Annotated in this window: 22 protein-coding genes and 1 pseudogene; 17 read left to right on the top strand and 6 right to left on the bottom strand. The window is 69.1% G+C overall.

Annotated elements, in window-relative coordinates; genetic code table 11:
* The 4 genes and pseudogenes from QHF89_RS46695 to QHF89_RS46680 all read right to left on the bottom strand — a co-directional run.
* Positions 1-774 (bottom strand): annotated as a pseudogene (locus QHF89_RS46695) (hypothetical protein); the annotation flags it as partial.
* Positions 775-810: 36 nt separating this feature from the next.
* On the bottom strand, positions 811-1,191 hold the full coding sequence (locus QHF89_RS46690; RefSeq protein ID WP_136966279.1) for a RidA family protein: 381 nt from the start codon (positions 1,189-1,191) through the stop codon (positions 811-813).
* A 16-nt stretch (positions 1,192-1,207) separates the two neighbouring features.
* Positions 1,208-1,879 carry a recombination mediator RecR gene (gene recR, locus QHF89_RS46685; RefSeq protein WP_136966280.1) on the bottom strand — a complete coding sequence of 224 codons (672 nt, stop codon included), beginning with the start codon at positions 1,877-1,879 and terminating at the stop codon, positions 1,208-1,210.
* Complete coding sequence (locus QHF89_RS46680; RefSeq protein ID WP_136966281.1) at positions 1,879-2,202, bottom strand: YbaB/EbfC family nucleoid-associated protein; 324 nt, start codon at positions 2,200-2,202, stop codon at positions 1,879-1,881. The genes recR and QHF89_RS46680 overlap by 1 nt, the downstream gene beginning before the upstream one ends.
* Positions 2,203-2,350: 148 nt before the next feature.
* Here QHF89_RS46680 and dnaX point away from each other — a divergent pair, with 148 nt between their 5' ends.
* Both dnaX and QHF89_RS46670 read left to right on the top strand, forming a co-directional pair.
* Positions 2,351-4,519 (top strand): DNA polymerase III subunit gamma/tau, encoded by a 2,169-nt coding sequence (gene dnaX / locus QHF89_RS46675; RefSeq protein ID WP_136966282.1) that lies wholly within the window; start codon positions 2,351-2,353, stop codon positions 4,517-4,519.
* A gap of 8 nt (positions 4,520-4,527) precedes the next feature.
* Positions 4,528-5,871 (top strand): WD40/YVTN/BNR-like repeat-containing protein, encoded by a 1,344-nt coding sequence (locus QHF89_RS46670; RefSeq protein WP_136966283.1) that lies wholly within the window; start codon positions 4,528-4,530, stop codon positions 5,869-5,871.
* Here QHF89_RS46670 and bioA read toward each other — a convergent pair.
* Both bioA and QHF89_RS46660 read right to left on the bottom strand, forming a co-directional pair.
* Positions 5,868-7,205 (bottom strand): adenosylmethionine--8-amino-7-oxononanoate transaminase, encoded by a 1,338-nt coding sequence (bioA, locus tag QHF89_RS46665; protein WP_284721860.1) that lies wholly within the window; start codon positions 7,203-7,205, stop codon positions 5,868-5,870. The genes QHF89_RS46670 and bioA overlap by 4 nt on opposite strands.
* Positions 7,202-8,776, bottom strand: a complete 1,575-nt coding sequence (locus tag QHF89_RS46660) for a sensor histidine kinase (protein ID WP_136966284.1) — start codon at positions 8,774-8,776, stop codon at positions 7,202-7,204. Before QHF89_RS46660 ends, bioA begins: the two co-directional genes overlap by 4 nt.
* A gap of 367 nt (positions 8,777-9,143) precedes the next feature.
* Here QHF89_RS46660 and QHF89_RS46655 point away from each other — a divergent pair, with 367 nt between their 5' ends.
* The 15 genes from QHF89_RS46655 to QHF89_RS46585 all read left to right on the top strand — a co-directional run.
* Complete coding sequence (locus QHF89_RS46655) at positions 9,144-12,032, top strand: vWA domain-containing protein (RefSeq protein WP_284721859.1); 2,889 nt, start codon at positions 9,144-9,146, stop codon at positions 12,030-12,032.
* Positions 12,014-13,201, top strand: a complete 1,188-nt coding sequence (locus QHF89_RS46650; RefSeq protein ID WP_136966286.1) for a pre-peptidase C-terminal domain-containing protein — start codon at positions 12,014-12,016, stop codon at positions 13,199-13,201. Before QHF89_RS46655 ends, QHF89_RS46650 begins: the two co-directional genes overlap by 19 nt.
* Positions 13,202-13,237: 36 nt before the next feature.
* A complete protein-coding gene (locus tag QHF89_RS46645; protein WP_136966287.1) occupies positions 13,238-13,627 on the top strand; it encodes a (2Fe-2S) ferredoxin domain-containing protein in 390 nt (129 codons plus the stop codon).
* Entirely contained in the window at positions 13,624-14,067 is a 444-nt protein-coding gene (locus QHF89_RS46640; protein WP_136966288.1) for a hypothetical protein, read from the top strand. The genes QHF89_RS46645 and QHF89_RS46640 overlap by 4 nt, the downstream gene beginning before the upstream one ends.
* 18 nt (positions 14,068-14,085) lie before the next feature.
* Positions 14,086-14,646, top strand: a complete 561-nt coding sequence (locus QHF89_RS46635) for an isochorismatase family protein (protein WP_136934007.1) — start codon at positions 14,086-14,088, stop codon at positions 14,644-14,646.
* Positions 14,647-14,780: 134 nt separating this feature from the next.
* A complete protein-coding gene (locus QHF89_RS46630) occupies positions 14,781-16,184 on the top strand; it encodes a sigma-54-dependent transcriptional regulator (protein ID WP_136934006.1) in 1,404 nt (467 codons plus the stop codon).
* Positions 16,185-16,365: 181 nt separating this feature from the next.
* Positions 16,366-17,337: a type II secretion system protein GspC gene (gspC, locus tag QHF89_RS46625; protein ID WP_136966289.1), complete on the top strand. Its 972-nt coding sequence runs from the start codon at positions 16,366-16,368 to the stop codon at positions 17,335-17,337.
* A 50-nt stretch (positions 17,338-17,387) separates the two neighbouring features.
* The gene (locus QHF89_RS46620) at positions 17,388-17,690 is read left to right on the top strand and encodes a hypothetical protein (RefSeq protein WP_136934004.1); all 303 of its coding nucleotides are present in this window, start codon (positions 17,388-17,390) and stop codon (positions 17,688-17,690) included.
* Positions 17,691-17,730: 40 nt separating this feature from the next.
* Entirely contained in the window at positions 17,731-20,367 is a 2,637-nt protein-coding gene (gene gspD / locus QHF89_RS46615) for a type II secretion system secretin GspD (protein WP_136966290.1), read from the top strand.
* 2 nt (positions 20,368-20,369) lie between these two features.
* Positions 20,370-22,154, top strand: a complete 1,785-nt coding sequence (gene gspE / locus QHF89_RS46610; protein ID WP_136966291.1) for a type II secretion system ATPase GspE — start codon at positions 20,370-20,372, stop codon at positions 22,152-22,154.
* Positions 22,155-22,167: 13 nt separating this feature from the next.
* A complete protein-coding gene (gene gspF / locus QHF89_RS46605; protein WP_136966292.1) occupies positions 22,168-23,394 on the top strand; it encodes a type II secretion system inner membrane protein GspF in 1,227 nt (408 codons plus the stop codon).
* 15 nt (positions 23,395-23,409) lie between these two features.
* Positions 23,410-23,823, top strand: coding sequence for a type II secretion system protein GspG (locus QHF89_RS46600; RefSeq protein WP_136934000.1), 414 nt, complete (start codon positions 23,410-23,412; stop codon positions 23,821-23,823).
* A 7-nt stretch (positions 23,824-23,830) separates the two neighbouring features.
* Positions 23,831-24,265 carry a type II secretion system protein gene (locus tag QHF89_RS46595; RefSeq protein ID WP_136966293.1) on the top strand — a complete coding sequence of 145 codons (435 nt, stop codon included), beginning with the start codon at positions 23,831-23,833 and terminating at the stop codon, positions 24,263-24,265.
* A gap of 14 nt (positions 24,266-24,279) precedes the next feature.
* Positions 24,280-25,029, top strand: a complete 750-nt coding sequence (locus QHF89_RS46590) for a pilus assembly FimT family protein (RefSeq protein WP_136966294.1) — start codon at positions 24,280-24,282, stop codon at positions 25,027-25,029.
* 19 nt (positions 25,030-25,048) lie between these two features.
* A partial coding sequence (locus QHF89_RS46585; protein WP_284721858.1) for a type IV pilus modification PilV family protein occupies positions 25,049-25,534 on the top strand: 486 nt, incomplete at its 3' end.

Raw genomic sequence — 25,534 nt, 5'->3', positions numbered from 1 at the left:
CGTCACGATGTTCGGCTTCGGCGCGGCCGGCTTCGCGACGGGCGCGGGCGCGGGCGCGGCCGGCTTCGCGGCCGGCTTCGCGGCGACGGCCGGCTTTGCCTGGGCCTCCCCCGCGGCGGCCGGCGCGGCGGCGCTCGGCGCGCCGGCTTGCGGACGATCCCGACGCGGACCTGCGCCCTCGGGACGCGGCCCACGATCCGGCCTCGGCCCACGGTCCGGCCTCGGCCCACGATCCGGACGCGGACCCCGGTCCGGCCTCGGCCCACGGTCCGGGCGCGGGCCACGATCGAAGCGCGGCGGCCTCTCGCCGCCTTCGGCGCGGGCTTGACCTTCTCCGGGCGGACCGGCCGGGCGGGGCGGGCGCGGGGCCGGGCCCATCGCCGAGCGCGCGGCGTTCGGGCCGGGGCGCGGGCGCATCCCTTCTTCCTGACGCGGAACGAAGTCGCCGCCGTGGTCCCTGCGGGGGCCGCGGGGCGGCGGCCTGCCGCTGCTCGGCCTCGGGGTGCCGGCGGGCGGGCGGGGTCCACGCATGTCGATCCGGCGCACGCCTTCCGGCCTCCCGCCGGGGCCGCTCGCGGCGGCGGCGGGCTTCGGCGCGGGCGCGGCGGCGCCTTCACCTGCGGCCGGCTCCGTCTTCGCCTCCCCGGCCTCTTGCGCGGGCTTTCCTTCTGCCGGGTTCTCGCCCCCGGGCTCGCCCTCGCGCCGCGTGCTCGCCGAGCGGACGATCCTGCGCGTCTTCTTTTCCGGGTTGTCGCTATCGTCCTTGGTGGTCATTTCGAGGCTCCCCTGGGGATTGACTTTGCCCAGGCGTCAAACATGGGCAATCGCATCGATTTCGACGGCGGCGCCCTTCGGCAGCGCCGACACTTGGATGGTCACGCGTGCGGGCGGCTCGGCGCCCACGACTTCTCCGTAAATCCGGTTGACGACCGCGAAATCGCCGAGATCGACGAGCCAGATCGTCGTCCGCGCGACGTCGGCCCAGGACGCGCCGGCGGCGCGGAGCACCTCGCTGAGGTTCGCGAGCGCTTGCTTCGTCTGCGCCTCGATCCCGCCCGCGACGAGCTCCCCCGTCTTCGGGTCGATCGGGATCTGGCCGCTGCAAAAGACGAGGTTCCCGGCGCGCGTGGCCTGCGAATAGGGGCCGATCGCGGCGGGTGCTTCGGTCGTGGAAATGATGGTTTTCGGCATCTCTCGTACCCTCCGTTCAGCCGAAGCTCTTCCGGCCTTCGATGGCGCGGCCGAGCGTGACTTGATCGGCGAACTCGAGGTCACCGCCGTGGGGCACGCCGCTCGCGATGCGGGTCACGCGCGCGCCGAGCGCGGCCATCTCGCGCGCCACGAGCAGCGCCGTCGCCTCGCCGTCCACCGACGGCGGCGTCGCCACGAGCACCTCGTTCACCGGCGCCTCGGCGTCCGTCACGATGCGCTTGAGCTGCTCGAGCGGCAGATCCTCGGCGGAGATCCCGTCGAGCGGCGAGAGCAGCCTCCCGAGCACGAAATACTTCCCGCGCATCACCCCGCTCCGCTCGATGGCGAGCAGGTCTTGCACCCGCGCGACCACGCAGAGCAGCGCTTTGTCGCGCCGCTCGTCCCGGCAGATCGCGCAACACACGGGCTCGCCCGGCTGCGCGCCTTCGGCGATCTCGCCGATGTTTCCGCAGCGATCGCAGGGCCTCACGTGGTCGCGCAACACGGCGAGCTCGGTGCCGAGATCGTGCGCGACCTCCTCGTCCGCCGTCGCCAGGAACAGCGCGAAGCGTTGCGCGGTCTTCTCGCCGACGCCTGGCAGCCGCGCGAACAGGTGCGCGACGCGCGTGAGGCGTTCGGGTAGGGAAGAGCTGCGCGTGACGTAGGAGGTGGGGCTCCGCGTGGCCACTACGTGTGCATTCCCGGGATCTTCACGCCGCCCGTGACCTTGGCGATCTCGGCTTCGACGTACTTGTCGGCCTGCTCGAGCGCGGAGTTCGCTGCGACCGCCACGGCGTCGAGGGCCATCTCCAGGCCTTCGGCGGCGAGGAACTCCGGATCGATCGCGATCTTCCGGACCTTGCCTTCGCACGTCACGGTGACCGTGACCTTGTCCGACGCGGCGGTCGCCGAGATCTCGTGGTCCTTGATCTTGGCTTTCGCCTCGTCGATTTTGCGCTGCATCCGGGCCGCTTGGCGGACCAGCTCGTTCATTCCACCGCGAAATTGCATGGGAGGCGGGTGTATGCCGTGAAGTCGGCGGGGCCGCAAGGCCGGACGAACGCCCGCGCGCGCCTCTTTGCTCACGCGGCGCGCCCGCCGTGGCGGTCCGGCTGCGTCGCAAGACGCCAGCGCGCCTTTCTGCTACGCCGAGGCGGCGATGAGCTACGTCGTCCTCGCGCGCAAGTACCGACCGCAGTCGTTCGAGGACCTCGTCGGTCAGGGGCACGTCTCGACCACGCTCGAGAACGCGATCGCCAAGAACCGCGTCGCGCACGCCTTCTTGTTCACGGGCGTCCGCGGCGTCGGCAAGACAACGAGCGCGCGTATCCTCGCGAAATCGCTCAACTGCGTGAAGGGTCCGACGTCGAAACCCTGCCAGGCGTGTGCTCCTTGCAAGGAGATCACCGTCGGCAGCGACGTCGACGTCCAGGAGATCGACGGCGCGAGCTACACGGGCGTCGACGACGTCCGCAAGCTCCAGGAGAGCTTGCCGTACCGGCCTTCGCGCGACCGGTTCAAGATCTTCATCGTGGACGAGGTCCACATGCTCTCGAACAACGCGTGGAACGCGTTCCTCAAGACGCTCGAGGAGCCGCCGCCGCACGTGAAGTTCATCTTCGCGACGACCGAGGTCCACAAGATCCCGGTCACGATCCTGAGCCGCTGCCAGCGCTACGACTTCAAGCTCATCAGCGCGCTCTCGATCACCGCGCGCCTGCGCTTCGTCCTCGATCAGGAGGGCGTCGCGTTCGAGGACGCCGCGCTCTCCATCATCGCCCGCGAGGCGGCGGGCAGCATGCGCGACGCGATGAGCCTGCTCGATCAGGTCCTCGCGTGGGTCGGCGTCGACGGCGACAAGCTCACGGCCGAGGGCGTCGCGCGGGTCCTCGGCGTCGCGGATCGCTCGGTCCTTCACGGCCTCGCGGCCGCGCTCGTCGACGGTGACGCCGAGACGTGCCTGCGCACGGTCTCCGACCTCGCGCACCAGGGCTACGATCTCCCCCACGTCGCGCGGGACTTCCTCGCGCATTTGCGGGACCTCGTGGTCGCCAAGGTCTCCGCGGATCCGACGGGCTTGCTCGACCTCGCCGACAGCGAGCTCACCGACGTCAAGACCCTGGCGGCGCGCGCGGACGCGGACGACCTCGCGCGCTTGCATCAGGGGTTCTCGCGCTCCTACGACGACATCACGCGGAGCGGCCAGCCTCGCGCGGCGCTGGAGATGACGCTCGTGCGCCTCTCGCGCCGGCCGCCGCTCCTGCCGGTGGACGAGCTCTTGCGGCGGATCGGGGACATGGAGCGCCGCCTGCTCGGGGGAGGCGGCGGCGCGCCCGGGGCCTCGGGCGGCGCCGGGCAAGGACGGCCCATGCAAGGCGGCGGCGCCCCTCCCGGCCAGCGTCGGGCGTCTGCCTCCGAGGCTTCCTCGTCTTCCCCAGCCCCATCGGCGTCTTCCCCGGTGCCTCCACCAGGTTCCCAGGTCGCTCCCGCGCCTTCACGGGTCGCTCCCGCGCCTTCATGGGTCGCTTCCGCGCCTTCCCAGGTCGCTTCCGCGCCTTCCCAGGTCGCTCCCGCGCCTTCCCGGGTCGCTCCCGCGCCTTCCCAGTTCGCTCCCGCGCCTTCCCAGTTCGCTCCCGCGCCTTCCCAGTTCGCTTCCGCGCCTTCCCAGTTCGCTTCCGCGCCTTCCCAGGTCGCTCCCGCGCCTTCCCAGGTCGCTCCCGCGCCTTCCCAGGTCGCTCCCGCGCCTTCACGGGTCGCTCCCACGCCTTCATGGGTCGCTCCCGCGCCTTCCCAGGTCGCTCCCGCGCCTTCCCGACCGCCTCCGGCCAACGGCGCCGCCTACACGAACGGCGCGGCCCCCACGAACGGCGCCGGCCGCATGGCGGCCCCGAGCGCCTCCGACCTCGCCACGTTTCGCGCCGTGATCGAGCTCGTCCGCGCCAAGCGCGCGCCGCTCGCCTCCGTGCTCGAACACGCCGCGCTGCTCCGCATCGGCCCCGACGGCCTCGCGCTCGGCTTCGAGGACAACTCGTTCCTCGGCAAGCAAGCACAAGACCCCGTCGCCAAGGAGGCCATCCGCGCCGCCCTCGCCGCGCATTTCGGCGGCACGCCCGAGGTCACGTTCGAGACGCTCCGCCCGCAAAGCGGCGCCGTCACCGTCGCGCAGATCGACGGCGCCGACCGGCGCGCCCGCCTCGACAACGCGCGCCGCGCCATCGCCGATCATCCCCTCGTCACGGCTGCGATCGAGCTGCTCGGCGCCGAGCTGCGCGACGTACGCCTCGGGCACGAAGACGCCGCCGCCGCCGAACGCATGAGCACGCGCTAACCTTCGCCATGCGCTTCTCCCCCTTTGCCGCGACGATCGCGGCCATCTCGCTCCTCGCGCCCGCCGCCTCCCACGCAAACGGCCGCTTCCCCATCGCCGACCAGCTCGTCGTGGATCCCAAGGATCCTGCGCACATCGTCCTCCGCACCACGTACGGCATCCTCGAGACCTCGAACACGGGCAGCTCGTGGTCGTGGATCTGCGAAGGCGCGGTCGGCTACGGCGGCACGCAAGATCCAGCGATCGGCGTGCTCGCGGACGGAACGATCCTCGCCGGCGTCTTCGAAGGCCTCAGCGTCAGCCACGATCGCGGCTGCGCTTGGGGCTTCGTCGAGGCCCCCTTGAAGGACGAGTACGTCATCGACGTCTCCGTGCACCGCGACGACCCCACGCGCGCTGTCGCGATCACCTCCACCGGCAAGGGCACCGACGGCTTCCACGTGATCATCGCCGAGACAGCCGACAGCGGCGGCACCTGGACGCAGGCCGGAAAGCCGCTCCTCAGCGACTTCATCGCCCTGACGGTCGACGTCACGCCCTCGAACCCGCAGCGCCTCTACGCGAGTGGCATCGTCGGCAAATCGTTCGCGCCTGCGATCGAGCGCTCCGACGATCGCGGCGAGACGTGGACGCGCACCTACCTCGACGCGGCCTACGCGAAGTTCGTCCCCTTCCTCGCCGCGATCGACCCGCAAAACCCCGACCGCGTCTACCTGCGCCTGAGCGGCGATCCGGTCGACAAACTCCTCGTCAGCGACGACGCCGGCGCGACGTTCACCGAGGCCTTCACGGGTACGGACGATCTGCTCGGCTTCGCGCTCTCACCCGACGGCACGCGTGTCGCGATCGGCGGCCCCAAGGACGGCGTCCAGATCGCGAACACGGCCGACCTCGCGTTCCAGAAGGTCAGCAGCATCTATACGCGGTGCCTCACGTGGACGACCGCGGGCATGTACGCGTGCGGCAACCAGTTCGTCGACCACTTCACGGTCGGCTTCTCGAAGGACGAGGGCAAGACGTTCGAGAACATCTACAACCTGCCCGACATCTGCCCGCTCGAATGCGGCGAGGGCGCGACGACGCCGACGGCGTGCTTGATGACCTGGCCCGGCATCGCGGCCACGCTCGGGATCGATCCGAGCGCGTGCGGCGGCATCGGCGCGGGCAGCGGATCGGGCAGCGGCAGCGGCGGCAGTGGGCCGCGCGAGCTGGAACCAGCCGGCGGGTGTGATTGCGGCCTGGGGAGCGCGTCGGGCGCGTCCGGCGCCGCGGCCCTCGGCGGCCTCGCGGCGCTCGTCTTGCGCTTGCGCCGCCGGAAGGATCGCCGCGCACCCGCCGCGAAGACGCGCTAACGCAGCGCCGCCCGCACGCTCTCCTCGACGATCCCCAGGAGCGCGTCGAGATCGTCGTCCGTGATCGTGAGCGGCGGCGCCACGTACACCACGTCCCCGAGCGGCCGCAGATACGCGCCGCGCCGCCGCGCCTCGGCATACACCCGCCAGCCGAGCTCCCCGAGGTACCCCGCGCCCTTCGACAGATCGAGCGCTCCGATCATCCCGAGCGATCGCGCCCGCGACACGCCCGGGATCTCCCCCATCGAAGCGAACGTCTTCGTGATCCGCGCGGCCTTCGGCTGGGCCTTTGCGAGGATCTCCTCCTCGCGGAAGATCGCGAGCACCTCGCGCGCGATGGCCGCGCCGAGCGGGTTTCCGCAGAAGGAATGGCCGTAATAAAAGGCTCGCTCCGGCGCCCCGAGGAACGCGTCGAAGACCCGCCGCGTCGCGAGCGTCGCCGCCATCGGGAACATGCCGCCGGAGAAGCCCTTCGCGCAGCACATCAGATCGGGCGTGATGCCCGCGCGCTCGCTCGCCCACATCGTCCCCGTGCGCCCGTAGCCCGTGAACACCTCGTCGATCACGAGCAGCACGTCGTACCGATCGCAGAGCGCGCGCGCATGCCGCAGGTACGCCGCGTCGTACATCCGCATCCCCGTCGCGCCTTGCACGAGCGGCTCCAGCACGACCGCCGCGATCGTGTCGCTCCCCTCGGCGAGGAGCTTCTCCAGGGCCGCGAACGCCCGCGCGTAGCCCGCGTCGGAAGGCGCGTCGCCCTCGGGCGTCGGCACGTGGATGCACTCGAGGAGCACGCCTGCGAAGGGCTTGCGAAACACCTCCACGCCCCCGAGGCTCGCCGCGCCGATCGTCTCGCCATGGAACGCGCCGTCGAGCGCCACGAACCTGCGCCGCGCGGGCCGCCCCTCGTTGTGCCACATCTGCACCGCGAGCTTCAGCGCGACCTCGACCGCCGTCGACCCGTCGTCGCTGAAGAACACCTTCGTGAGCCCCGGCGGCGCGATCGCCACGAGCTCCTCGCCGAGCTTCGCCGCGCCCTCGTGCGTCACGCCCGCGAGCGACACGTGGCAGAGCTTCTCGGCCTGCCGCGCGAGCGCCGCCACGAGCCGCGGGTGGTTGTGCCCGAGCGTCGAGACCCACCAGCTCGAATTCGCGTCGAGGTAGCTCCGCCCGTCGACATCGAAGAAGCGCGCGCCCGCGGCGCGCTCGACGACCAGCGGATCGACCTCGTCGATGTACCGCTGCATCGGCGTGTACGGGTGCCACACGTACTGCTTGTCCGCGCGCACGATCTCCGCGCGCCGCGCGGCCCTCTTGTCGTCGACCTTCGTCACGCCTTCCTCCCGGCGAACGCGCGCCGCACTTCCACCGGCATCGGCGGCAGCGAGCTCGTCCGACTGATCTCCGGCGGCACCGACCTCCGCCCCGGCGCAGGCTCGCCCTGCTGCGGCAAGAAGATCCGCACCTCCGTCCCTGCGCCCACGTCGCTCTCGATCGAGAGCCGCCCGCCGTGCGCGTCCACGATACGCGCCACGATCGCGAGGCCGAGCCCCGTCCCCGCCGCGCGCGTCGTGAAGAACGGATCGAGCGCGCGGTCCCGCACCGACGTGTCCATCCCCTCGCCCGTGTCCGCGACGCGCACCTCGACCCCGGACGCGCCGCTCTCCGCGTGCGGCACGAGCGTCACCGTCAAGGCTCCGCCGGTCGGCATCGCTTGCATCGCGTTCGTCACGATGTTCTCGAACACCTGCCTCAGCAGCATCGGATCCGCGTGGATCTTTTCGAGCGGCTCCGGCTCCACGAGCGTCACCTTCACGATCGTCTGGTTCTGCGAGAGCGAAAGCGCGCGCTCCACGATCTCGCGCGGCGCCACGAGCTGACGCTCGCACCGCACGGGCCGCGCGTAGCGCAGGAGATCCCCCACGAGCCGGTTCAGCCGCGACGCCTCCTCGTCCAGGATGCCGAGCAGCGTCTGCCGATCGTCCTCGCCGAGGCCTTCGCGCCGCAACGTCGCCACGGCGGTCGTGATGATCGCCAAGGGGTTCCGCACCTCATGCGCGATCACCGCCGACAGCTCGCCGACGGCCGCGAGCTGCTCCTTGCGCACGAGCTCCGCCTGCGCCGCGCGCAGCTCCTCGTACGCCCGCGCGATCTCCGCCGACCTCTGCTTCAGCTCCGACGCGCGCTCCTCCAGGCGTTGCCGCAGCGCCACGTAACGCGACAGGAGCGACATCACGACGCCCATCACGAACGCCGCGTACGCGTACGGGCTCGTGAGCGGCTTGCCTTGCCCGAGCACCCCGTAGAGCGCGTCGTAGCCCGTGCTCACGACGAACGCGATCGAGCCCCACAACGACGGGAGCAGATCCGCCCGGCCGCGCAGCGCGCTCCGCACGAACACCGTCGCGCCGAAGATCGCCGCCGCGAACGAGCCGACCGACACCAGCGCCGCCAGCGGGTGCGCCGGCGTCGCGACCTCCACGACCGAGAGCCCGAGCAACGACACCGGCGCCTCGGCCACGGTGTCGAGCTGCCGCACGTGCTCGACGATGCTCGCGCCCCCGAGCAGCGCCGCCGCGCCGTAGATCGCGACGAGCACCCGCGGGGCGAGCCGCACCTGCGAGAGCTGCGCGACCACGTGCACGAGCAGCGCCGCCCCGAGCACGCGCCCCACGTCCGAAGCGAGCAGCGCCATCCGCACGACCGCCCCGTCGCGCATCAGGTGCAGCGCCGCCGCGCCCGCGGTGTGGACCGAGAGCGCGAGGCAAAAGACCCCGAACAGCACGAAGTCGGCCTCGCGCCCGCGCAGGCGCTCCCTCCGCGTCGCGATGAAGCAGAACGTGGCGATCGCGACGTACGCGACCACCCACGCGCTCAAGAATCCGGCGATGGAGTGGGCGTGCACGGTCCTCGGAGCTTTCCCCGATCCGGCGAACCTGGGCCATCGGGAAGCGGCCTCATCGTCGGTCCGGGAAGGGCCTTCGCCCGCGGCGAGCATGCGCGTGGACCCGGGCCCCGACAAGCCCGTTTTTTGACGCTCGCGACGCCCGGATCCGCGCCTCGATGTGAAACGGTTGCGGCCCGCGCAACTTTTTCCCCGGTAGATGTCGTTACCAGGGTCCTCGATGACGAAGCCCCCACGGGCAATCCGGCTCCGTGTCGGGCCGGTCGCGTGCACCGGCGTGGACCGTTCAGGGCACGTTGCTTGCTTCTTTCGCTCCGGATCCTTCAGTCTTTCTCCGTTACGAAGGATCCACCGGAGGTTTCGACCCATGGCGCGTGCGTCGGGCAGATCGACAGGGATGCTCGAGAAAAACGGCTCGACCGGCGTGGGATCACGCGCGGCTTTCCGAGCGACCTTGGCCCTCGCGATGCTCGTGCTCGCGCCTTTTGCCGTGGTCTTCGCTGCGTGCTCGGCCGAAGCGCCGCTCGGGGCGCGACCTGGAGAAGGGGGCAGCGGCGGCAGCGGCGGCAGCGGCGGCAGCGGCGCCGGCCCGATCGTGGGCCCCTGCGTGGATGGCCAAGAGCGCGACTGTCACCTCACGATCGGCGAACAAAACGGGATCCTCACCTGCCTCGACGGCACGCAGGCGTGCGTCGAAGGCACGTGGGCCCCTTGCGCCGAGGGCACCATCTCCTCGCGCATCGCGCCGCCGAAGGCGAAGATCCACGAGACCTCGGCGCGCCCCGACGACGGCGACATCATCATCCTCAACCACGTCGCGAGCGCTTGCATCAACAACCCCTGCGATCCTTCGTGCCAGGTCTTCGACGAGCAGCCCGACGCCGGCCTCACGCCCGACGCGGGGGCCAGCGTCTACAACTGGCAGAACGGCGACCTCAGCGATTTCCCGAACGGCCTCGTGAACAAGGGCCTGAAGGAGCCGTGCTCGCAGGCGAGCGACTGCCAGTTCAACATGCAGTGCGAGAGCCCGAGCTCGAACACGTGCTCGCACCACAAGTGCTCCATCGGCGAGGGGCTCTACCCCGATTGTGATCCGTGCGTGAAGTCGATCTGCACCGCGGATCCGACCTGCTGCCTCATCCCGTACGCCGGCACGTGCGCGCACGACCCGTGCGTGACGGGCGTCGGCTTGAAGAAGACGTGCAGCACCTGCGTGAACACGGTCTGCACGGCGAATCCGAGCTGCTGCACCGGCACGTGGACGCAGGCTTGCGTGGACGCCTTCGCCGTCGCCTGCCCGAAGAGCTGCGCCGGGGTGCAAGGGAACTGGACGCCGAGCTGCGTCGACAAGGTCTACAGCCTCTGCGGCGCCGAGTGCAAAACCGACCCGCCCTGCACGCACAACAAGTGCTACTCGGGCGCCGCGCTGAGCGCCGCTTGTGATCCGTGCGTCGCGACGATCTGCCAGGCGAGCCCCTCCTGCTGCACGACGAAGTGGGACAACCTCTGCGTCGACAAGGTCAAGACGCTCTGCAACGAGACCTGCCCCGCGAAGGGCGTGTGCACGCCGTGGCTGCCCGGCGAGACCGACCCGAATTGCGCGGGCGTCGACCTCGCCGTCGGCGTCCCATGCAACGGCGTCGTGCCCGTCTGCAACCACGGGAAGACCGCGGCCCCCACGGGCATCCGCCTCGTGCACTTCCCGGCGAACTCGCAGCAGTACCCGAAGTGCGCGCCCGACCAGACGCAGCCCAACATGATGGAGTGCCTCACGCAGGAGCCCATCCCACCGGGCAAGTGCATCAACGTCGACGCGAACGCCTGCGGCCTCGGCAACGGCAACCGCGAGATCATGATCAACCCGCCGAAGAAGACGGCGGCGAGCCCCTACGTCACCGAGTGCTTCTGCGAGAACAACTGGTCGCTCTCGAGCGGCGGCAACGCCTGCGAGGCGCCCGATTGCTCCTCCGTCACGAGCCGGACCATCCGCCCCGTGAACATGTTCGTCCAGTTCGACCGCTCCGGCTCGATGACGACGAACGATCGGTGGGGCAAGACGACGGGCGCGCTGAAGGCGTTCTTCCAGGACCCGGCCTCGGCCGGCATCGGCGTCGCGCTGCGCTTCTGGGAGCACTTCAAGCCGGTCACCGGCTGCGACGACACGAACTGCAGCATCGACGCATGCGCGGTCCCGCTCGTCACGCTCGGCAAGCTGACGACCGCGTCGGCGCCCACCGACACGCAAGAGCAGAAGCTCGTCACCGAGATCAACAACACCACGCCCGCCGCCGACACGCCGCTCCTGCCCGCGCTCGCAGGCGCCGAGAAGTGGGCCAAGGCCTACCAGCTCGCGAACCCGAACCAGCAGACCGTCGTCGTCTTCGTCACCGACGGCTACCCGAACTCCTGCGGCAGCGACGCGACCACGATCGCGGCCTACGCCGAGGACGCGTACACGAACGCCGGCGTGCTCACCTACGCGATCGGCATCCAGGACGCGAACGTGTCGCTGATGAACCTCATCGCGCAGAAGGGCGGCACGTCCACCGCGTTCTTCGTCACCGACCAGGGCGACGCGCAGCAGCAGATGCTCTCCGCGCTGCTCGAGATCAAAGGCGACGTCGTCGCGTGCGAGTTCGATCTCCCGAACGCAGGCCTCTTCGATCCGACGGCCGCGAAGGTCACGTTCATGCCCGCAGCGGGCGCGGCCGTGGCCTTCCCCAAGGTCCTGAACCAGGCCGCGTGCGGCACGGGCTGGTACTACGACACCCCGCAGAACCCGAAGAAGATCTTCCTCTGCCCGACCACGTGCCAGACGGTGCTGAACTCGGCCGGCGCGACGATCGACGTCGAGCTCGGCTGCCCAGGCGCATACACCTCCACGACGTTCACGCACGTCTACGAGGCCAAGTGCCCCACGGGGACCAAGGTGCAGTGGGGCTACTTCGCCTACGACAGCGTCACGCCCGGCGACGCGAACCTCGCCTTCGCCGCGCGCACCGCGGACACGGCGGCGGGCCTCACGGGCGCGTTCACGTCGCTCGCGACGGCGAAGGCCTCGCCCGTCGACACGCAGCTCTGCACCATGGCCGGCCCCTCGCCGTGCCCGATCGACATGTACAAGACGCTCGGCACGCCCGGCGCGCGGCAGTCGTTCCTCGAGTTCTCCGTCACGTTCAACCCGACGACCAACAAGGGCGCCGCGCCGACCCTCAACGGCTGGGAGATCACCTACTCGTGCGTCGACAGCGAATGACCTCGCGCCTCGGGCCCCTCGCCGTGCTCTTCGGCCTCACGCTCGTCGCGTGCGGCGACGACAAGCTCCCGCCGCGCCCCACCACGACCACGTCGAGCTCCTCCGGCAGCGGCGGACAAGGCGGCACGGGCGGCATCGGCGGCACGGGCGGCATCGGCGGGCAAGGCGGCACGGGCGGCGTCGGCGGGCAAGGCGGGCAAGGCGGCGCGGGCGGCAGCCCTCCCGCGCCCGTCTGCGGCGACGGCAACTTGAACCCCGAGATCGGCGAGGAGTGCGACGACGGAAACCCCGGCGGCACCGACCTCTGCGACGCGAACTGCAAGCTCGTCACGAGCGAGATCGAGCCGAACAACACGGCCGCCCAGGCGAACACGTGGAGCTCGCCGTGGGGCGCGCAGATCACGCCGGCCGGCGACGTCGACGTCGTCTCGTTCAACCTCCCCGCGGCGTCGAGCCTCGTCGTCGAGACCCGCGACACCGGCGACGGCGCGTGCGCGAAGTCCGAGCTCGATACGTTCGTCGAGATCCTCGGCTCGAACGGCGCCACCGTGCTCGCGAGCGACGACGACGCGGGCGAGGGCTACTGCGCGCGCGCCACGCTCTCCTTCGCCGACGCGGGCCTGTACTACGCGCGTGTCACCGCCGCGCCCGCCTTCCCGAACGCGACCTTCCCCTACCGCCTCGTGATCGACAGTTTCGCCAACACCTGCGGCGACGGCGTGCGCACGCCCGGCGAGCAGTGCGACGACGGCGGCACGACCGCGGGGGATGGATGCAGCCCGACCTGCATGCTCGAGATCCACGAGAGCGAACCCAACGACACGATCGCCCAGGCAGACGTCTTCACGAGCGGCTGGCAGGCGATCCTCTCGCCCGTCGCGGACGCCGACTACGTGTCTGTCCAGGTCGCGACGAACGGCGCCACGATCACCGCGCAGACCCACGACGCCGGCCTCGGCGGCTGCGCGATGAGCACGCTCGACACGATCGTCACGATCTTCAACGCCATGGGCAACACGCTCGTCACGAACGACGACGCGCTCGGCTACTGCTCGCTCGCCAAGGCGGAGAACGTCGCAGCCGGCACGTACTTCGTGCGCGTCACGGCGGGCGGCCGCGCCTCGGATCCGAGCTACTACGGCCTCTCCGTCCTCGTCACGACCCCCTGACTTGACCGCCGGAAGCCCCGGCGTAAGGCTCGCGTCGTGCCTCAGCGCAAGCGTTACCTCTTCGTCTGCGTGAACCGCCGCCCCGACGGCACCCCCAAGGGCTCGTGCGCGCAGCGCAGCGCCGTCGAGATCCACGCTGCCCTCAAGGACGGTCTCAAGGACCGGGGCCTCGCGAAGACCGAGGTGCGCGCCTGCACGTCGAGTTGCCTCGACGTCTGCTGGGCCGGCCCGGTCATCGCCGTCGAGCCCGACGGCTACTTCTACGGCCGCGTCACCCTGGAGGACGTCCCCGAGCTGCTCGAATCGCTCGCGAACGGCACCCGCGTCGAGCGACTCGTTTTGCCCTCCAACGACTTCGACGAGAAGACCTCTGGCCCGCCGCTTCCTGCGCCCAAGCCCAAGCCGGCGGAGGGCCAGGAGCCGTGAGCGGCTTCGAGTTTCGCGAGACGATGGCGGGCAGCTACCACCGCGTGGACGAGCCGCACGTCGAGCGACCTCTCTCGTTCACGATCCGCGCCCGCAGCGCGCCGCTCCTCCGGTTCCTTCGCCGCCCCGAGGTCGAGATCGAGGGCGCGATCGACGCCCCGGGCCTCGCGGATCACCGCTACCTCCGCGGCACCCTCGGCATGGATCTCCTCCGCACGGGCACGCTCCCCTACGCGTTCCACTTCCAGGGCGACGACGACAAACCCTACGTCTTCGAGGGCCAGAAGGACGTCTCCGTCAAGGAGCTGCTCGAATCGATGACCGTCTTGCCCGGCGCCATCAAAACCGAAGAAGGCGCCCTCATCGCCCGCGCGCTCCTGCGCTTCGACGCGCGCAGCGACCTCGTCAAATTCTTGAGGAGCTTCCGGCTCTCTCGCTGACCCATTGGAGGACAAACGATGCGACGGCTCGATCCCAAGGCGAGCGTGGTGCTCGTCGTCGACGTGCAGGACAAACTCGCCGCGGCGATGCCCGAGGACCGCATGAAGGACCTCGTCCGCGCCGCCACGGTGCTGCTCGAAGCGGCCGACTTGCTCGGCGCGCGCGTGCTCGCCACCGAGCAGTATCCCGCGGGCCTCGGCCGCACGATCGCCCCGATCGGCGACAAGCTCCGCGCCATGAACGCGCCCGTCGTCGAGAAGATCGACTTCTCCGCGTGTGACGAGCGTGGCTTCGAGCGCGCGTGGGCGTCGATCGGCGCGCCGCGCACCGCGATCGTCCTCGGCATGGAGACGCACGTCTGCGTCATGCAGACCGTGCGCGAGCTCGCCACGCGTGGCACCAGCGTGCACGTCGTCGCCGACGGCGTCGCCTCGCGCCGCGACGATCACCGCGCCATCGGCCTCGATCTCTGCCGCAACGCCGGCGCCACGATCACCACGATGGAGACCGTCGTCTTCGACTGGCTCGGACGCGCAGGGACGGACGCCTTCAAGAAGCTCTCGAAGCTGATCCGCTGACACCCTGGCAATCGGACATCCTGGCACTGGCTCATCCCGTCGATTTTCGTGATCCCAGCTACCTCGCCTTTGCCAAGTTGACGAACCGTCAGACCGCGTGGACACCGTGCCTCACGGCGTGACATGTTGTCGCCATGGTTGACGAGCTGTCAGGATCTTCGACGCCCGCGCCTCCCGAGGCGAAGGCGGGGGCCGACGCGCCCACCGTGCTCGTGGTGGACGACGAGCCCAGCAATCTTGCTTCCATCGAGAAGATTTTTCAGCGCGACGGCATGCGCGTCCTCACCGCGCCGTCGGCCCGCGCGGCGCTCGACCTCCTTCGGGGCCACCGCGTCGAGGTCGTCCTGACCGACCTCATGATGCCCGGCACCAGCGGCATCGAGCTCCTCCGCGCGATCAAGCAGCTCGCCCCCGATACCGAGGTCGTCCTCATGACGGCGTACGGCACCGTGGAGACGGCCGTCCAGGCCATGCGCGAGGGCGCCTACGATTTCGTCGAAAAGCCCCTCAAGCGGATGACGATCATCAAGAGCGTCCGCAAAGCCGCGGAGCGCCGCTCCCTCGTCGCCGAAAACCGCTCCCTCCGCCAGGAGCTCAAGCTCCTGACGAAACGCGAGATCATCGGATCGAGCCCCGCGCTTCGGCGTGTCCTCGACGTCGCCACGCAAGCCGCGCCCTCCTCGGCCACCGTGCTCGTCCTCGGCGAAAGTGGCACCGGCAAGGAGCTCGTCGCTCGTTACATCCACGACCACAGCGCGCGCCGCCATGGGCCTTTCGTCGCGGTCAACTGCTCCGCGATCCCCGAAACCATCCTCGAAGCCGAGCTTTTCGGCCACGAGCGCGGCGCCTTCACTGGCGCATTCGCCCGCCGCGAAGGTCGATTCGCCAAGGCCGCGGGCGGCACCCTCTTCCTCGACGAGATCGGCGAGCTCAGCCCCTCCGTTCAGGTCAAGCTCCTGCGCGTCCTGCAGGAAAACGAATACGAGCCCATCGGCGGTGATACCGTCCGCGCCGACGTTCGAATCGTCGCTGCCACGAACAAAGATCTTCGCGCCGAGATCGCGGCGGGCCGCTTCCGCGAGGACCTCTTTTATCGTCTGAACGTCATCGCCATCACGGTCCCTCCGCTCCGGGCGCGCCGCGAGGACATCCCCCTGCTCGTCGACCATTTCCTCGGCGTGTACTGCGCGAAGAACAATCGCGGCCGCCTCGAAGCCCCGCGCGAGGTCATCGCGCGCTTGCTCGACTACTCGTTCCCGGGAAACGTCCGCGAGCTGGAGAATGTGATCGAGCGCGCCGCCGTGCTCTGCCGCGGCGAGAAATTGTCCGTCGAGGACCTCCCCGAGTCGATCCGCGAGAGCCTCGCGGCCGCGCCCGAGACGATCACGTTCTCGGTCGGCACGCCGCTCGACGAGGTCGAACGCCGGCTCATCCGGGAGACCTTGCGTTACGCCCATGGCGACAAATCCGTCGCGGCCCAGCTCCTCGGGATCTCCACCCGCACGATCTATCGCAAGCTCGGAGAGATCGAGGGTTGATCACCGGGAAGACCGGCGCTCCCCCGGCGCTTGAAAATCCGATTGTCACTTTGGCAATCCTCGCCGCCCCCACCCTCCCCCCTTCGCCACGTTGTCGATCGTGGCCTTCCCGCGCGAAAAAAGGGGCGGGAAGCGCTAGGATCGGGGCTGGCACGTCTCTCGCTAGTACGGAGCTGGGCTCATGGGACTCGACGCGATCCTGAAGCGCTACTTTCCCGCGGTCATCTGCCTCTTGATCGCCTCCGCCGCCTATTTTCAGGCGTCCGGAATGGGCGAGCTCGTCGCCGGCAGCGTGCTGCTCGATCCGTCGTCGATGCCGCCGCCTCCGCCGCCGCCCAAGGGTGGCGTGCCGCACACGAGCTCCGGACAGGAGCGCAGCGTCAACGCCGCGCCGATCCTGGGCCGCAATCCGTTCGACTCGATCACGGGCCCACTCGACGGCAAGCCCGTCGAGCTCCCGAGCGCGTCCGAGGCGCCGCCGCCCGACAACAGCGATCCCTATAACGATCCCGTCTGCGACGTCGGCAAGGTCCTTTTGATCACGCAATCGGAGGATCCCGATTGGTCGTTCGCGGCCATTGCGGGCTCGGACGGCAAAGCGACGCTCCGTCGGCGCGGCGACGACGTCTCGGGGCACCAGATTTACTGGATCGGCTGGGATCGCGTGTGGCTCATGAGCGGCAGCTCGCGGTGCCAGATGCAGGTGCACGGCGAGCCGCCGAAGAAGATCGCCGCCGCGCCGAGCGCCACGACCACGCCGGACGCACCGAAGCCGAAAGGCAAAGGAAAAGGCGTCCCCAAGGAAATCGCGGACAAGATTCACAAGGTCAGCGAGAACCAATTCGACATCGAGCGCTCGGTCGTCGATCAGATCCTGGAGAACCAAGCGGAGCTCATGCGGTCGGCGCGCATCGTACCCGAAAAGGAGGGCGACAAGGTCGTCGGGATCCGGCTCTTCGGCGTGCGCCCGGAATCGCTGCTCGGTACACTCGGCCTCGAGAATGGCGACCGCCTCCAGTCCATCAATGGCTTCGAGATGAGCGACCCGCAAAAAGCGCTCGAGGCATACGCGAGGCTCCGCACCGCGGACAAGCTCCAGGTGAGCGTCAATCGGCGTGGCAAGCCGATGAACATCGACTTCAACATCAAGTGACCAGGACGAACGGTTCCGCGACGAACGGCATCGAGACGGGAGACCGAGGGATGGCCAAGCTCAAGCTGCCTGCATTCAACGAGGGGAGCCTGCTCCAGCGAACGCTGCTCTACGTGGGCACGTTCGTCGTGGGCTCGATCGGCTTCGTCGCCCTCGCGAGCCTGCTCGTCGTGACGATCGCGAAATCGGTCCTGCCCGCCCGGGGTGAAACGAGCGAGGCGAGCGAATCGAGCTCGGACAAACCGGCCGAGGTCGCCGCGGCCACGCCGGGGAAGCCCACCAGCAAGATCCCGCGCCCGAAGCGGAGCAAATCGGCCGCCCCGGCCGAACCGCCCGCCGAAGCCACGCCCTGACGTCTTTCCGTAGCGAATGACCGAATCGAATTCGAGGATCATGAACACGCCTTACAGAAACTCCCGGCTGGGAAGGTTTGGCTTCGGCTTCGCGGCGCTGCTTTGCGCCTCCGCGCCTGCGATCGTGTCCGCGCAGAATGGTCCGCCGCGCGGCGCCCCCGTCCTCAAGACGCCCGGCGCGCGTCCCCAGCCTGCCCCGAATGCCGGCGCGCCCGCCGCGGCGGCGCCCGCCGGCGCTGCGGGTGGCCCGAATACGGGTGCTCCTCCCGGCTTCCCGCCCGGCCCGCCGCCGCGCGCGGCCTCGCCCTTCGGCCCCGCGCCCGTCGTCGGCGAGGATCCCATGGCCGGCGTCAAGCAGGGCCCGAAGGAAATCGATTTCAAGCCGCGGAATGGCAATTTCATGGTCTCCTTCAACCTGGAGGAGGCCGACCTCAACGAGCTCGTCAAGGCCATCAGCAACATCACGGGCCGGCGCTTCATCTATGGCGGCAAGCTCCGCCAGATCAAGGCCACCGTGTATTCGCCGGACAAGGTCACGGTGCAGGAGGCGTACAGCGCGTTCCTCTCGATCCTCGAGACGAACGGCCTCACCGTCATTCCGCACGGCCGCTTCCTCAAGATCGTCGAGACGCCCGGCGTCGTCTCGCAGACGACGCCCATTTACGGCGCCGGCACCGCCGTCCCCGCCGAGGATCGTTTCCTCACGCGCATGTATCGCGTCGCCAACGTCGATCCGAACGAGGCCGCGAACGTCCTCGGGAAGTTCAAATCGAAGGAAGGCGACATCACGGTCCACCCGTCCGGCAATCTCATCATCATGACGGACACGGGCTCGAACGTGCAGCGCATGATCCGCATCCTCGAGGACATCGACGTCGGCGGCGCGGGGGATCAGATCTGGTTCGAGCCGATTCATTATGCCGGCGCGAACGACGTCGCCATGAAATTGAACGAGATCCTCGACCTCAAGCCGGGCGGCAGCAAGGCCGGGGGCAAGGCCGGCGCGGCGGGCGGCGGCGGCGGCGCAGGCGGCGCGCGGATCCTCGCGGACGACCGCACGAACTCGCTCGTCATCACGGCGAACCAGCCCGATTACATGCGCCTCCTCGAGCTCATCAAGCGCATGGACGTCCCGCAATCCGGTGACGGGCAAATGCACGTCTTGCCGCTCCAGCACGCCGGTTGCAAGGACCTCTCGGGCACCCTCAATCAGCTCCTCGGCGGCTCGGCCGGCGCCGGTGGTGGTGCCGCGGCCGGCGGTCGCCGCGGCGCGCAGGCGGCCCCGCCCGTCCCCGGCTCGACCGAGGACATTTTCGAGGGCCAGGTCAAGATCACCTGCGACGAGGGCTCGAACAAGCTCGTCGTCACCTCCTCGCTCCGCGATTACGCCGCGCTTCGCAGCGTCATCGACGAGCTCGATCAGCCGCGCCGCCAGGTCTTCATCGAGGCCGTCATCATGGACGTGAACGTCGACCGCACGAACGACGTCGGCGTCCGCTGGCACATGGGCGCGCCCGTGCCCACCAGCATCGACCAGACAACCGGCCCCGGCTTCGTGTACGGCGGCAACGACGCGCTCAACTCCATACTCGCACCGCAATCGGTCGCGACCCAGCTCGGCGCCTTCGCGCTCGGCGTCCGCGGGCCGACCATCAACAATGCGGCGGGCCTCCTCGGCACGGGCGTTACGATCCCGGCGTTCGGCGTCATCATGCACGCGATGGCGACCGACTCCGATTCGAACGTCCTCGCCACGCCGCACATCCTCGCGACGGACAACATCCCCGCCACGATCGAGATTGGCCAGAACATCCCCCTCCAGACGAACGTCGGCGGCAGCCTCGGCGGGCTCGCGAGCGCGGCGGGCGGCGCGGCGGGCGCGGCGGGTGGCCTCGGCGGCCTCGGCCTGCTCGGCGGCCTCGGCGGTTTCGCGGCGCCTCGCCAGGACGTCGGCACGAAGATCGAGGTCACGCCGCACGTCAACGACTCCGATCAGGTCCGCCTCGAAATCACGGAGGGCATCTCCGAGGCCGGCGCGCCGCAGGGCCAGCTTGGCGCCATTCCGATCATCAAGCGCCAGGCGAAGACCACGCTCGTCGTCCGCGACCAGCAGACCGTGGTCATCGGCGGCCTCATGCGCGACGCCGTCACGAATTCGCGCACGAAGATCCCGATCCTCGGCGACATCCCCGTCCTCGGCGCGCTCTTCCGCACCACGAAAAAGACCACGCAGAAGACGAACCTCCTGCTCGTCCTGACTCCGTACATCATTCGTGATCAGGAGGACCTCCGCGCGATCTTCGAGCGCAAGATGCAGGAGCGGCAGGAGTTCCTCGACCGGTACTTCGTCTTCGGCGACTCGGAGTGGGAGCCCCCGAAGGATTACGCGCGCGCCAATGGCCTCGTCGAGGACATCCGGCAATCGCAGCTCAAGATGGCGGAGCGGGCGCGGCTCGAAGAGGAGGCCAAACCCAAGGGCCCGCGCTCGCATGAGCCCGGACAACCCATTGCGGTGCCGAGCATCGCCGTCCGCGGCGGCGACGACGGCGGCGGCGGCGGGGCCGTGCAGACCGCGACGCCACCGGCAGCAGCGGGCGGCAATGCTCCGGCCACGCCCACCCCGCGACGCCGCCCGGCCGGCGGCACCACCCCGAGGCCCGTGGAGCGCGTGGAATAAATATGAACCCGGTCGCCCGAGAAGAATACGTCGGCGAGATCCTGGTCCGCCACGGCGTGGTCGACGCGCAGAAGCTCGCGCCGCTCTTCGAGACCGTGCGCGAGCGCGGCCAGACGCTCACGGAGCTCCTCGTCTCCTCGAACCTCGCGGGCGAGGAGAAGATTGCACGCGCCCTCGCGACCGAGATGGGCCTCGATTTCGTGCCGAAGATCGACGTCGATCAGGTCAAGTTCGACGTCGCCTCGCGCCTGCCCATCATGTATGCGAAGCAGCGCTTCATCCTCCCCATCTTCGAGGATGAGCAGACCGTACACGCGGTCGTCGCCGATCCGCTCGATACGCTCGCGGTCGACGACGTCCGCGCGATCTTCGCGAAGCCCGTGGAGATCTCGGTCGCAACGAGCAAACACGTCCTCGACGCGATCAACCGCATCTGGGAAAAAAGCGACGCGGGCCAGTCGAACCTCGAAGGCGACAAGCACGAGGAAGAAGACAACCTCGTCGACATCATCGACTCGGACGACGACGCGCCGATCATCGCCTGGGTGAACAGCCTCTTCGCACAGGCCGTCCGCGAGCGCGCGAGCGATATCCACATCGAGCCCGAGGAGCGCGACGTCGTCGTTCGGTATCGCATCGACGGCGAGCTCTACGTCGCGCGCCGCGCCTCGAAGCAGTTCATGGCGCCGATCGTCGCCCGCGTGAAGATCATGGCGAGCCTCAACATCGCCGAGAAGCGCCTCCCGCAGGACGGCCGCATCACGCTGAAGATCGCGGGCAAGAGCGTCGACATCCGCGTCTCCACGGTCCCGACGAGCCGCGGCTTCGAGCGCATCGTCATGCGCCTCTTGCACAAGACGAGCATCCTCCTCGGCCTCGACGATCTCGGCTTCGCTCCGCGCGAGTACGGGATCATGGATCACCTCATCAATCGGCCCGACGGCATCATCCTCGTCACGGGCCCGACCGGCAGCGGCAAGACGACCACACTTTATGCGTGCCTGAACCGCATCAACGATCCGAGCCGCAACATCCTCACGGCCGAGGATCCGGTCGAGTACGAGATCGGCGGTATTCACCAGGTCCACGTCCACCCCTCGATCGGCCTCACGTTCGCGAGCGCGCTCCGCGCCTTCTTGCGCCAGGATCCGGACGTCATCATGGTCGGCGAAATCCGCGACAAGGAGACCGCCGAGATCGCCATTCACGCCTCGCTCACGGGTCACCTCGTGCTCTCCACGCTCCACACGAACGACTCGGCCGCGGCCGTCACGCGCCTCGTCGAGATGGAGATCGAACCGTTCCTCGTGCGCTCCAGCGTCATCGGCATCCTCGCGCAGCGCCTCGTGCGCATGCTCTGCCAGCAATGCAAGGTCCCGTATCAGCCGACGGCGTACGAGCTCAAGCAGCTCGGCCTCGACCCCGAGCGCCTCGCCTGGAAGGCGAAGCGGATCCCGTCGCAGCGGTATTCGGTACATGGGCTCGAATACGAATACGTCGGGCAGAAAATGGGCAGCTCGCCGGTTTTCTTTAAGCCGGGCGGCTGCGACGCCTGCTTGCAGAAGGGATTCGTGGGGCGGCGCGGGATCTACGAGCTGCTCGTCATCGATGACGCGATCGGCCCGCTCATCCTCAAGAACGCCGACGCGCAGACGGTCAAGCGCGTCGCGATCTCGCAGGGCATGGACACCATGCGCGACGACGGCGCGCGCAAAGTCCTCAGGGGTATGACGACGGTCGAGGAGGTCCTCGCCGCGACCCAAGAGGATATCATCGTAGACGAATAGGGAGGAGCGAGCCGTGGCCGTCTTCGAATACAGAGGCATCCTCGTCGCCACCGGAAAGCCGGTGAAGGGCGTGCGCGACGCGGAGAACGCGAAGGCGCTCCGCGTCCTTCTGCGCAAGGACGGCATCCTTCTCACGACGGCCGCGGAGGAGAAGGCCGCTGCGGCGAAGACCAAGAAATCGATCAACCTCCTCGCCTTCACACAGCGCCCCTCGACGAACGACGTCGCCGTCGTCACGCGCCAGCTCGCCACCCTGCTCAAGGCGGGCATTCCGCTCTTCGAATCGTTGACGGCCCTCATCGATCAGGTCGAAAAAGAGGCGCTCAAGCGCGCGCTCACCCAGGTCCGCGAGCAGATCCGCGAGGGTACGAGCTTCGCGAAGGCGCTCGAACAGCACCCTTCGATCTTCCCGCCGCTCTACGTGAACATGGTCCGCGCCGGCGAAGCGTCGGGCATGCTCCAGCAGGTCTTGGAGCGCGTCACCGCGTTCCTCGAGTCCCAGGCGAAGCTGACATCGAAGGTCAGCTCGGCGATGGCGTATCCCATCCTGATGGCGATCCTCGGCGTCTCGCTCGTCTCGGTCCTCATGGTCGCGGTCGTGCCGAACGTGACCTCGATCTTCGCGTCGATGGATCAGGCATTGCCCTGGTACACGGCGGCGCTCATCGGCACGTCCGATTTCCTCAGCAACTACTGGTGGCTCGTCCTCGGCCTGCTCGCGGGCGGCATCTGGAGCTTCCGTCGCTGGAAACGCACGCCAGCGGGCCGCCTGAAATGGCACGGCTTTTTGCTGAAGGCGCCCATCGTCGGCAAGCTCGTGCAGATGATCGCGATCGCGCGCTTCTCACGCACGCTCGCCACGCTGCTCAGCGCCGGCGTCGCGCTGCTCGGCGCGATGGACATCGTGAAGAACGTCCTCGGCAACGCCGTCCTGGAGAAGGTCATCGCCGACGCAATCAGCTCGATCCGCGAGGGCCAGAGCATCGCCGAGCCCTTGAAGCGCAGCGGCCAGTTCCCGCCGATCGTCACGCACATGATCACGATCGGCGAGAAGAGCGGTCAGCTCGAAGAGATGCTGGAGAACGTTTCGAACGCGTACGATCTGGAGGTCGAGATGCGCGTCACCGTGCTCACGAGCCTGCTCGAACCGCTCATGATCGTCTTCATGGGCGGCGCGGTCGGGTTCATCGCGTTCTCGATCCTCATGCCGCTCATCCAGATGTCGAGCTTCGCAGGCTAGAAAGGGAATCGGGGCGTGGCGCGTCGCAGGCAGAGGGAGACGACGATCTGGTTCCCGTGGGAGCGGGGCGGCGGGATCCTGCGCGGCCGCGGCATGGCGCGGGCGAAGCTCGTGGGGCTCGCGCTCGGGATGGCCACGCTCTTGCTTCTCCTCGGCGCGCGGGAACGACGCAAGACGGGCGTGCGATCCACGATGGCCACGATCAGCGTCGTCCGGACGGGCCTCGACGCGTACCGGGCGGACCACGAGCGAAAGTGCCCCCCGTCGCTCGATGCGCTAAAAGCGGAAAGCTATATCGGGATCGACCCCATCGACGCGTGGGGCAGGCCGCTCCGGCTGGTTTGCCCTGGTCAGAAGGACCCGGAGGGGTACGATCTCACGAGCGACGGGCCGGATGGTGAAATCGGCGGTCTCGACCGCGTGGAGTGAACGGACCATGAAGGTGAAAGCGAATCGAATCCGGAAGTGGAAGCGTGCGGCGTCGCGGGGCGTGACGCTGGTCGAGGTCCTGATCGTGCTCGCGATCATGGCGATCATCGCGGGCGGCGCGACGGCGCTCGTGTTCCCGCGGTACAAGGAGAGCCAGATCCGCGGCGCCGTGCTCAGCGCGGGCGTCATCAAGACTTCGGCGCAGCAGTACCTGCACCTCGACAGCGTGGGCGGCGGCTGCCCGACGATCAAAGAGCTCGTCGACGGCAAGCACATCGACGCGAAGAAGACGGACGACCCGTGGGGCACGCCCTTCAAGATTCAATGCGACGGCGACGAGATCACGGTGATCTCGGCGGGCCGTGATCGCAAAGAAAATACGCCCGACGACGTCAAGGACGATTTCAAGGACGCCGACATCAAGCGCGTCGCGGCGCTCTGACGAGGACCTTATCGATGCCGCGCGCCTCCGCCCCTCTCGTGACTTGCCACGCCTCCGCGCGATCGCGCGGTCGGCGTGGCATGACGCTGGTGGAGGTCCTCATCACCCTGGCGATCATGACCCTCGTGACGGGGACGGCGGTGGTCGGGCTCGGGACGCTTCGGCGCGCGCGGCTCAGGCAATCGTCGGTGATGATCGCCAGCGCGGTGCGGGTCGCGTATGGGCACGCCAATGCGATTGGCAAGCCCGTGCGGCTCGTGTTCGATTTCGAGCAGCGGATGGTGATCCTGGAAGAGGGCGCGGGCCAGCTCTCGGTCGACAAGAAGGACAAGACGGGCGGCGCGGCGGCCGCCACGGACATCGAGCAAAAGGCGATGGAGGAGGCGGAGCGGATCGTGAAGGGTCCTCGCGCGCCGCGCCCCTCGTTCACGCCCACGAAGGCGTTTGGATTCGAGCCGCAGGGCGAAAAGCCGGGCAAGGACCTCGCCGACGGCGTGCGATTCCTCTCGATCGACACCTCGCATCAGGAGGAGCCGATCGAGGAGGACCGCGCGTATCTTTATTTCTGGCCCGGGGGGCAGACGGAGCGGGCGGCGATCCAGGTCGTGCTCGGCAATCCCGCGGAGGCGGATCCGGAGCGCGACATCATGACGGTGCTCGTCTCTCCGCTCACGGGCAAGACCTCGCTCCAGAAGGGGCGCGTCGAAATGCAGAGGCCGCGCGACGAATCCGAGGAATCGGAGGCCAGCGATTCCGGTTTCTGAGGGGTTCGGGGAGATCGATATGAAACGGAGAGGATTCACGCTGCTCGAGGTCATGGTCGCCGTCGCGATCCTGGGCCTCGGTCTGACCGCGATCCTCTCGGCGCAGGCGGGCGCGTTCTCGGCCTCGTCCCACGCGCGGAACCTGAGCGTCGCCACCTCCCTCGCCCGCTGCAAGATGGGCGAAGTCGAGGAGCACCTGTTTCGCGAAGGCTTTCAGGAGCTCGAAGAAATCGAGAGCGGCCCTTGTTGCGAGGGCGACGAGACGCCGAACCTGAAGTGCACGTGGAAGATCGAAAAGCCGCAGTTCCCCGAGCCGAAGCCCGGCGAAATGGAGCTCGACACCGGCCTGGATTTCAGCTCGACGCAAAATGGCGGCGCGAATCCCTCGGGCGCCTCGGGCGCCGCGGGCGGGCTCGGCGCGATGGGCGGCCTGCTCGGCCTCGCCGGCGGCGCGACGCCCCCGGCGACGGGCGACCTCGCGGGCGGCGGCCTCGGCGACGTCGCG

It is taken from the genome of Polyangium sorediatum (assembly GCF_029946465.1).
Lineage (GTDB): Bacteria > Myxococcota_A > Polyangia > Polyangiales > Polyangiaceae > Polyangium > Polyangium fumosum.
Note: the sequence above shows the minus strand (reverse complement) of the source record. Positions and strands in the feature narration are given on the sequence as shown.

What these genes read in the sequence shown, in the direction of transcription:
- QHF89_RS46630 (WP_136934006.1), top strand. Translation starts at nt 14,781, where the DNA reads ATGGTTGACGAGCTGTCAGGATCTTCGACGCCCGCGCCTCCCGAGGCG.
- QHF89_RS46620 (WP_136934004.1), top strand. Translation starts at nt 17,388, where the DNA reads ATGGCCAAGCTCAAGCTGCCTGCATTCAACGAGGGGAGCCTGCTCCAG.
- gspC (WP_136966289.1), top strand. Translation starts at nt 16,366, where the DNA reads ATGGGACTCGACGCGATCCTGAAGCGCTACTTTCCCGCGGTCATCTGC.
- QHF89_RS46680 (WP_136966281.1), bottom strand. Translation starts at nt 2,202, where the DNA reads ATGCAATTTCGCGGTGGAATGAACGAGCTGGTCCGCCAAGCGGCCCGG.
- QHF89_RS46635 (WP_136934007.1), top strand. Translation starts at nt 14,086, where the DNA reads ATGCGACGGCTCGATCCCAAGGCGAGCGTGGTGCTCGTCGTCGACGTG.
- gspE (WP_136966291.1), top strand. Translation starts at nt 20,370, where the DNA reads ATGAACCCGGTCGCCCGAGAAGAATACGTCGGCGAGATCCTGGTCCGC.
- QHF89_RS46590 (WP_136966294.1), top strand. Translation starts at nt 24,280, where the DNA reads ATGCCGCGCGCCTCCGCCCCTCTCGTGACTTGCCACGCCTCCGCGCGA.
- QHF89_RS46655 (WP_284721859.1), top strand. Translation starts at nt 9,144, where the DNA reads ATGGCGCGTGCGTCGGGCAGATCGACAGGGATGCTCGAGAAAAACGGC.
- gspD (WP_136966290.1), top strand. Translation starts at nt 17,731, where the DNA reads ATGAACACGCCTTACAGAAACTCCCGGCTGGGAAGGTTTGGCTTCGGC.
- dnaX (WP_136966282.1), top strand. Translation starts at nt 2,351, where the DNA reads ATGAGCTACGTCGTCCTCGCGCGCAAGTACCGACCGCAGTCGTTCGAG.
- QHF89_RS46690 (WP_136966279.1), bottom strand. Translation starts at nt 1,191, where the DNA reads ATGCCGAAAACCATCATTTCCACGACCGAAGCACCCGCCGCGATCGGC.
- QHF89_RS46670 (WP_136966283.1), top strand. Translation starts at nt 4,528, where the DNA reads ATGCGCTTCTCCCCCTTTGCCGCGACGATCGCGGCCATCTCGCTCCTC.
- QHF89_RS46595 (WP_136966293.1), top strand. Translation starts at nt 23,831, where the DNA reads ATGAAGGTGAAAGCGAATCGAATCCGGAAGTGGAAGCGTGCGGCGTCG.